At 44.7% G+C, this 7,115-nt stretch carries 4 protein-coding genes; all 4 read right to left on the bottom strand.

Annotated elements, in window-relative coordinates; translation table 11 throughout:
- Nucleotides 1–87 precede the first annotated feature (87 nt).
- The 4 genes from ACXAH2_RS17055 to ACXAH2_RS17070 all read right to left on the bottom strand — a co-directional run bounded on the left by ACXAH2_RS17055 (nt 88) and on the right by ACXAH2_RS17070 (nt 6,584).
- The gene (locus tag ACXAH2_RS17055; RefSeq protein ID WP_475080156.1) at nt 88–780 is read right to left on the bottom strand and encodes a streptomycin biosynthesis enzyme StrG; all 693 of its coding nucleotides are present in this window, start codon (nt 778–780) and stop codon (nt 88–90) included.
- 16 nt (nt 781–796) lie between these two features.
- Nucleotides 797–3,007 (bottom strand): SAM-dependent methyltransferase, encoded by a 2,211-nt coding sequence (locus ACXAH2_RS17060; protein ID WP_475080157.1) that lies wholly within the window; start codon nt 3,005–3,007, stop codon nt 797–799.
- A gap of 19 nt (nt 3,008–3,026) precedes the next feature.
- On the bottom strand, nt 3,027–4,838 hold the full coding sequence (locus tag ACXAH2_RS17065) for a hypothetical protein (RefSeq protein ID WP_475080159.1): 1,812 nt from the start codon (nt 4,836–4,838) through the stop codon (nt 3,027–3,029).
- 72 nt (nt 4,839–4,910) lie between these two features.
- Nucleotides 4,911–6,584, bottom strand: coding sequence for a hypothetical protein (locus tag ACXAH2_RS17070; protein WP_475080160.1), 1,674 nt, complete (start codon nt 6,582–6,584; stop codon nt 4,911–4,913).
- Between the last annotated feature and the right edge of the window lie 531 nt (nt 6,585–7,115).

Here is a 7,115-nt window from a genome sequence, read left to right on the forward strand (position 1 = left end):
ACTAAAAACCGAGGTTTTAAGTAAATTAAAGAGCGAATCAGGCCAGCTGCGACTTAGTGCTAATAATCGGACTTAATCGCACGTTCCTTAGTCTAATGCTGAAATTTTATATGTGTTGGGTCTTAAAGCTATCAGCCGTTCAAATAACTCTGGGGATGGTTGTGTCAATACTGAAAATCGGAAATCAAAGCTTACACGAGTGACCGAAGTATCGTTGGTTACCGTGCCATGGTTTAAGCAACTTCCATCAAAGATCAGCGCTTCGCCGTATTTAACAGGAACAGGGCGATAATCTTTCTTGCCATACTCAGTCTCTATCCATAGACAAGAACTGTCATTGGTATCTACAAGGGGGAGCCAAACGTTGATCTGATCGTACCTACCTGTAACATCAGCGTCGTTGTGCCAAGCGCTACAAGCCGATTGCCCGGCCAAATGCACCCGCATTTCTGGGTGGGCGGTATAGGAAATGCGCTGCCCAAAAAGGGGAGCAATAGCACGTTTGGCAAACAGATGGTACAACTGGTAAAAGCCTCCTTCGCTAGCGATATTTCGCATTCTGTCTCGCCAAAAGTGCATATCTGCCGGAGACAATCTTTCGATAGCGCCTTTTTTCCTTTTCGCGGCCAGTGTATGACGATGCAGCCTGGACAACGATAGCCCATAAAACGCTTCTTTTTGCATCGCACGAGCGAGTGGTAGCTGGCTCGTGCGATATTTAAGAATGAGTAACTTAGTGTCACCTTCGAAGAATCTAACGTTCGTTGTCCCGTTGCTCATTTTGGCCTAGCTCTCCTCATTTGGCTTGATTAAGCAGGTCTATAAGTTTAGCGGTGGCATATCCGCTTTGAGCGATTTTCTGCCAGTTTGAACAAAACATTATGCCGCCATTATCGGCACCTATTTGTGCAAATGCGCGCACCTGTGCTAGAGGTTGATTAGCCAGCCCAAGGTCAAACTCGTCCTCAATCAAGGCGCTTGATTCTGACTCAACTCGCCTCATTCCCATCAGTGTCGTACCTGCTGTGTCACTACCGAAACACTGGAATGCAGACGCTAAAGGGTCATAGACAAACCTTAACTCTAGTGACGACTTATTCTCGCTGTCACTGGCCAATCTAAATGTGTTGCTTCCTAAGTCTGTAACCTCATATTTCACCCCTTTTAACGTTGCTTGTAGACGATCGAAATTGAGTTGGTGTATTGTCGGTCTGCTGTCAACCGTTGAATGCCTCAATAGATAGCTTCCTGCTAGCTCTTGTTTCATATGTTGAGTGAGCAGGACACTTTTTCTCATTGTCTCGGTTGAGCTTTTTGCGAACGGCATGATGCCGACAGCCTCTATTCTGCCATTGGTGTAATCGGTGCCACCTTTGGCAGAAATACTTCCGATTGCAACGGTGTGAGTGGCACTGAGTCTAGCGAAACGAATGACACCCGCAGTGTGGTTGGTAGCGTTTGCTTTCCAATAAAGGCATCCTTGACGGAAATTGGCGCGATGAATGGGTTCGCCGTTTATTGTGAGTACGATTTTATTAGGGCCTTGATGTGGCGCTAGAATACAAATTAATGTCTCTGAATTGGCATCGTAATAAACTCCGCTCCAGAGATGTGCCGATCGACTATTAAAGCGATGGATGTCTTGAGGCAGGCTATCGATATTGATGGACTCTTTGTTTACGAACTGGTAAAGGTCTTCGATACTCGTTGCTTTGGCTATCTGCCGCGCAAGTCTAGTACTTGCCACAATTTCATTTAGAAGCGCGATGTTACCTTCTGAGCGAGCGTGTAAGCCTTTAGCGGCTATTTGTACCTGCCCTGCATCCCGGCTTGACATTAACTGATGTTCGCGCTCTGACATTTCCTTGAAGTAGGGTAGTTGCAGTGCGGCACTAGGCTGCGTTTCATAAAGTTGAAGCAGGTCTGGATCTTCAAGTAGTTTCAAAATAAATCGTGCAGGTATGGTATCTTCTTGCCATTTATAGCCATGGGGAACTTGAAACTCCTCCAGTTCGTCAAGGGCTCGTTTCTCTTTTATTGAATACTGAGCAATTTTCCTTAACGGTGTGTCAGGGAAACGTGGCTTATCCCCGGGTTGAATCATGCCGAGCTGAATCGCCCGCTCGACATTGACCGCTCGGACGTCTTTTGGTGCTATATAAAACGTCGATATCCCCGTCACCTTGCTCTGTAGTTCGGGGTTGTATAGGTCTCTTATCTTATATCGCTCGATGGTTGGTGGAATTCCGGGATACCGAGAGGCGATGTAATTTGTGATGATATGGTCAGTGCCATAAAACTCCGTTAGGTAGTCAAGCAGTATATTGAAGTTTTTATTCAGGTATCCAATTCTTCGGTAACCAAGCTCGCCTATCAGTCCAACCTGCCACAATACGACATGCGAAGAAGTATCCGGCTTTTTATCTCGAATAAGCATATCGCTCGCTTCAAATGTTTGTAGACCTGGAGTACTAGGATCCACTCCCAAATCGGCGCAGAGACAATCTAATGCACTGATGCCGGGCCTCATGTCAGCTCGATGACCTTCTCTGCGTGCAATTTCTATCGCTCGATGAGTCGAAAGAACAAAGACACCGGGATGCCCATAGTATATGCCAACTACCTGTTTGCCTTTTCTGACATAGTGAAGCATGGCTTCAGTCATTTGCATGTAGGTTTTATATCGGGGTTTGTTGTCGTCATATAATACGTATAGGTCGTGAGCGTCAGGCCGCTTGGACTTGATCCAAACAACAGTGGCAGGATCCGCTACACAATAAAAGACATAGTCCGCCGATTCGAGGCAACGTTCATCTTGACGACTAAATCCAACCGCTTCAATGCCCGACCCAATGACGGTCAAATGGCCCGGCGTTTGAGAAGGTGAAGCTTCCTCGCCGGATGAATTGTGAAAATCGTCTGCAACAATCTCTTTGACTAGCGCTTCCCACGCTTCGCTTCGTTCTTTTTTTTCAGGAAAACGAATTCCTTGATTTAATGCATTCATAATTATCATTCACCCACTGCTAGGAAGAGATCTTTGTAAGATATCGATTCGCGACGCCGCACCCTACTTTGATTGGCAACGGTTTGTTGTCATAAGTTGCATCTGACAACGTCAAGTAAGCTTTATATTGATTGGTCCCTGTGCCTGCAGCGACCATTCGATTAATAAGATTATCTTCGTTTGATTCAGGCCACTTCCATTCTTGGAGGGCTTTGTCTGCAGTGGGATTTGAGGTCATCATTATATTAGCGATAAGCATCTGTTGCTCAGGAAAAGTAGGGCTGGCTTGTTGAACCCAGTCTGCAAACGTTTGCCAACGTGTCTCAATGTTGTTTTTGTCATTGAGCATGTAGTTCACCAGCATACCTGTAGCAGAAGCTTGCTGTGGCGCTTGGTTATATAGGTTCTCTTCACCCGCCTTTCTCCATACCGAAAGCAACTTACTGGCGGATTGGAAAGCGAACATGATGGAGAGGTTCTTGGCTAGGAATGGAAATCCTTTTTTCATAACCCATTGACCTAACTTGGAGAGAGAGGAGTCAACGGTACCCGAAGGGACATCAATGTCAGTATCTATATCAACGTCTACATCGACATCCACATCAGTATCGACGTCTTGGACGACATCGATGTCGATATCAATATCCACATCCACGTCAACAAAGACGATGTCGACATCAATATCGACATCGACATCCACATCCACATCGGTATCTTGCACGACATCGATGTCGGTATCAACATCGACATCGACGTCAATATCCACATTTACAGGGTCGAGGTCATCAACACCTTCTGGCTCAAAATTTGCTGACTCATTACTACTCTGAAAGCGGTTTGCGAGGCTCTTGTATAGCGATTTAGCTTGATTGGTGAGCGCTTTAATGCCGCCAGGTATACTTTTCAGTATCGTCGCCGCCATCTCTCCCATCATGTAAATTTGAATGCCCAAGTAAGAGGTGTAGGCCAAATCATATGAAATTACCCACCAAGGAACGTTTGGTCCCAAATAAGGTTGAGCCATGAGTGAGTTGCCATTCTTTTTACCTAGCCAACACATACCGAATGAACTAGGCTTATCTTCCCATGCAAACTCACGATAGATACCGGTGAGTACAATTCCGGATGACGATGAGGCACCAGCTGAACTTAGGTTCCCATTTTTATAGATAAGAGTTTGCTGAGTAGAGCCGTCACTTGGAGTGTAGGTGGCAACGCCTTTGGAGATCGAAATGGTTGCCGATAGTGCGTCTGGAAAGACATAGCCAAGATCGTCACTAGGCTTTTCGTAGGCATAATAGACACCAGACCAACCATACAGGTAGTTTTGAGCCCAATAACTCACGATAGAAAAAGCAAAATACGAGCAGCCTTTGTAAGGCGTAGAGTTAAAAAAGTCATCTATCTGCGTGTTGAGCGTTTCTATATTGTCGGCGTTGAGCAATATCTCATTGAACTGCAAAACAACAGGGCAGTATGGCTCTGCGATATACGTCTTGTAAAAAGCCCATGCCTGATTGCTGGACTCTTCTGACTCACTGGTTACTTTATATGACTGAGTGCCACTCGGCGCGAGAATATTGGGAACCCACAGCCCGACCGGGAACTGATCGCTGCTTCTTGTAAATACAAGCCTGGCAAGCGCTTCTCCTATGTTAATGCTTGCTGAGGCGTTACCTTTCACCGTTCCGATTTGGGTGTAGGTTTGTTGAAAGTCTTCCGGTTTTAACGTGTTCGGATCAATATGACTATTATCTATAGTGGTATAAACAACCAGGTCTTCAGACAGGTCATTGATTATAGTAACAAGGTTTTGAATTGTATCTGACATGCGCTTTCTCCAACAATAAGAAATCTTGAAATACCAATGCCTCTCCCCAAAACAAGGAAGAGGCTCTGCTTTTTACTCGAAGTCACCTTCGAAGTCGGAATCTTCGTCAGCATTGCCTTCCTCTTCTTGCTTTTGCTGCTCTTCAAGTGACTCCTGAATTTCAGAGAGGTCTTTAAGGTTCTCCTTGGACGCATTGATGTCATTTCTTGTTTGTGCTGAAATTTCGTTACCAAGTGATTCCACGCGGTCGTTGACGGTGTTTTGAACCTCCTCTAATTTAGGGTCCCACTTATCGCGAGCTGCTTTCATTTGATCGGGAGTATTCGCATTTTTAACGTCTTTCGCCGCCTCACGCACAGTGGAAGATGCTTTTCCCAGCTCTTTTGTCACGCCATACTCGGCAATGACGCCAATTTGATCCGAGTATTCTGCTATTTGCATCTCCATCACCGCTTGAGCATCACTGAGATTAACGTCGTTTAAAGCGTTGGTGACTTGATTGTCAACCGCGCTAAGATCCTGACTAAATTTCTCGCCTGATTGCAGTCTATCCAGAATAGCTTGGTTGTTCTTAGCCGTTTCTGCGGCCAGGTTGTCAATTCGCTCATTAAGAGCTTGGTTTTGTTCGTCGGTTATCTGCCGCTCATTGTTTGCTCGTTCGGTTTCCGCTCTGGCTTTGGATTTCGCTCTGAACTTTTGAATGATCCAGTCACCGAACATGATAACGCCACCAACGCCCATGACTAAGCCAAACCAACCCGTGACAGTCGATGGCCAGCCCCATATACTTTTACCACTAGAAAGATCTTGTTTGGTCGCGGTCCCCGTTGCTTTTACGCCGTTAATGAAACCGGCCATAATGGGCACAATGGTATTTGGGGATGTTTTGGTGCCATTGACTTGATTCTTTGAAGCCCAAGTGATCTGTAGACAGATGTCAGGGAGGTCCGACTTTACGTCAGAAACGAATTGGCCTTGATTGTAAAACAGAGGTGTAGTTTTTCCATTAGAGTCTTTAAATACAATGGTATAGCCAGCATTGTTATCGGAGAGGTCGAAAGGAGACTTAACATTATTCAGATCGAAACTGACCGTTCCCGCTTCACTGACTTTGTCCGAGCTAGCGCTGTACAAATAAAAGGTGTAATTTGAAACAAAACCAACGGAAGCACCTGCGAATGTTTGTGAGTAACTAAGAACGGCTGCGTAGGTGACCGCGGTACAGTTTTGATAGTTTTTAGTGCTAGCGAAAAATACATCGATCGGGTTACTGGAGGATGGGCTGGTTTGACTTTGATTGCTTTGTTCTTTATTCAGCGATTGATGAAAGTTATTGGCTAACGTTGATGTTGAGTAAGCCTGAATCATACGAAAGAAGTTGTAACTGTTCTTCATTGCATCATTAGCAGAAGATGGGATCGCATATGCTGGGTAGCTATCGCCCAAAATCGGAAGCTCTGCAGAGGTATCATCGACGGGAAACGCATTGGAAGGTTGAGCAAAAATAACGTCATAGATTGATTGGTAGTCACCAGAGGAGGTTTGACCATCTAATGTCACATTCGTGGTTTCTCCGCTAGGTAGTGTGTTGTTTTGCTTGTCAGTCGGTAAATAACTTAGTCCCATTTCATAAATCATTCCCGAAGGGTTGCTGTTTGATGAGACTGCACTGATAGCTGTAACAGATCCACTTGTTTTATTGGTAACAGACCACTGTTTGTTGATATCGCCAGTTGAGCTTTTCATTTTGTGTCCTTATATGCTGCTAATTAAATCCATAGAAAAAAGTAAAGATTACAAATCCTAAATATGCAAATAATTTAATATTTGGCAGACTGCCATTACGGGCTTTGAATTTTTAAAATTTGCTTTAGCCATCATTTCTCAGCACATAGCTGGTATGAGTAAAGCTAAGGTAAGCTGGGCTAACTATGATTGAATGAATGATTTTGGCTAACACCTAATAGGGCAAAATCGTGCCAGAGACATTGCTAAATTAGCAAACAATTAATTTAGGTATAGCAAAGTCATTTTACATATCGTCTAGTGTTGATGGTGCAGTTCTGTTTGTGAAGATTCTACGTTTTGCAATAATCGCTTATTTTCTTCTCAAACTCTCTAACTAAGGAACATGCGAATAAGTCGGTAACATGAGATTGTAATCTCGCCGACTTAAGATAACTACGACGCCTACCGATTATGAGCCGGCTTTCCTTCGCTGACACCGAATTTACCAGCAAACGCCGCAAGACTCGCAAAGAACTCTTCCTTGGTCAA

The organism is Marinomonas sp. ABL3_031, from assembly GCF_056161265.1.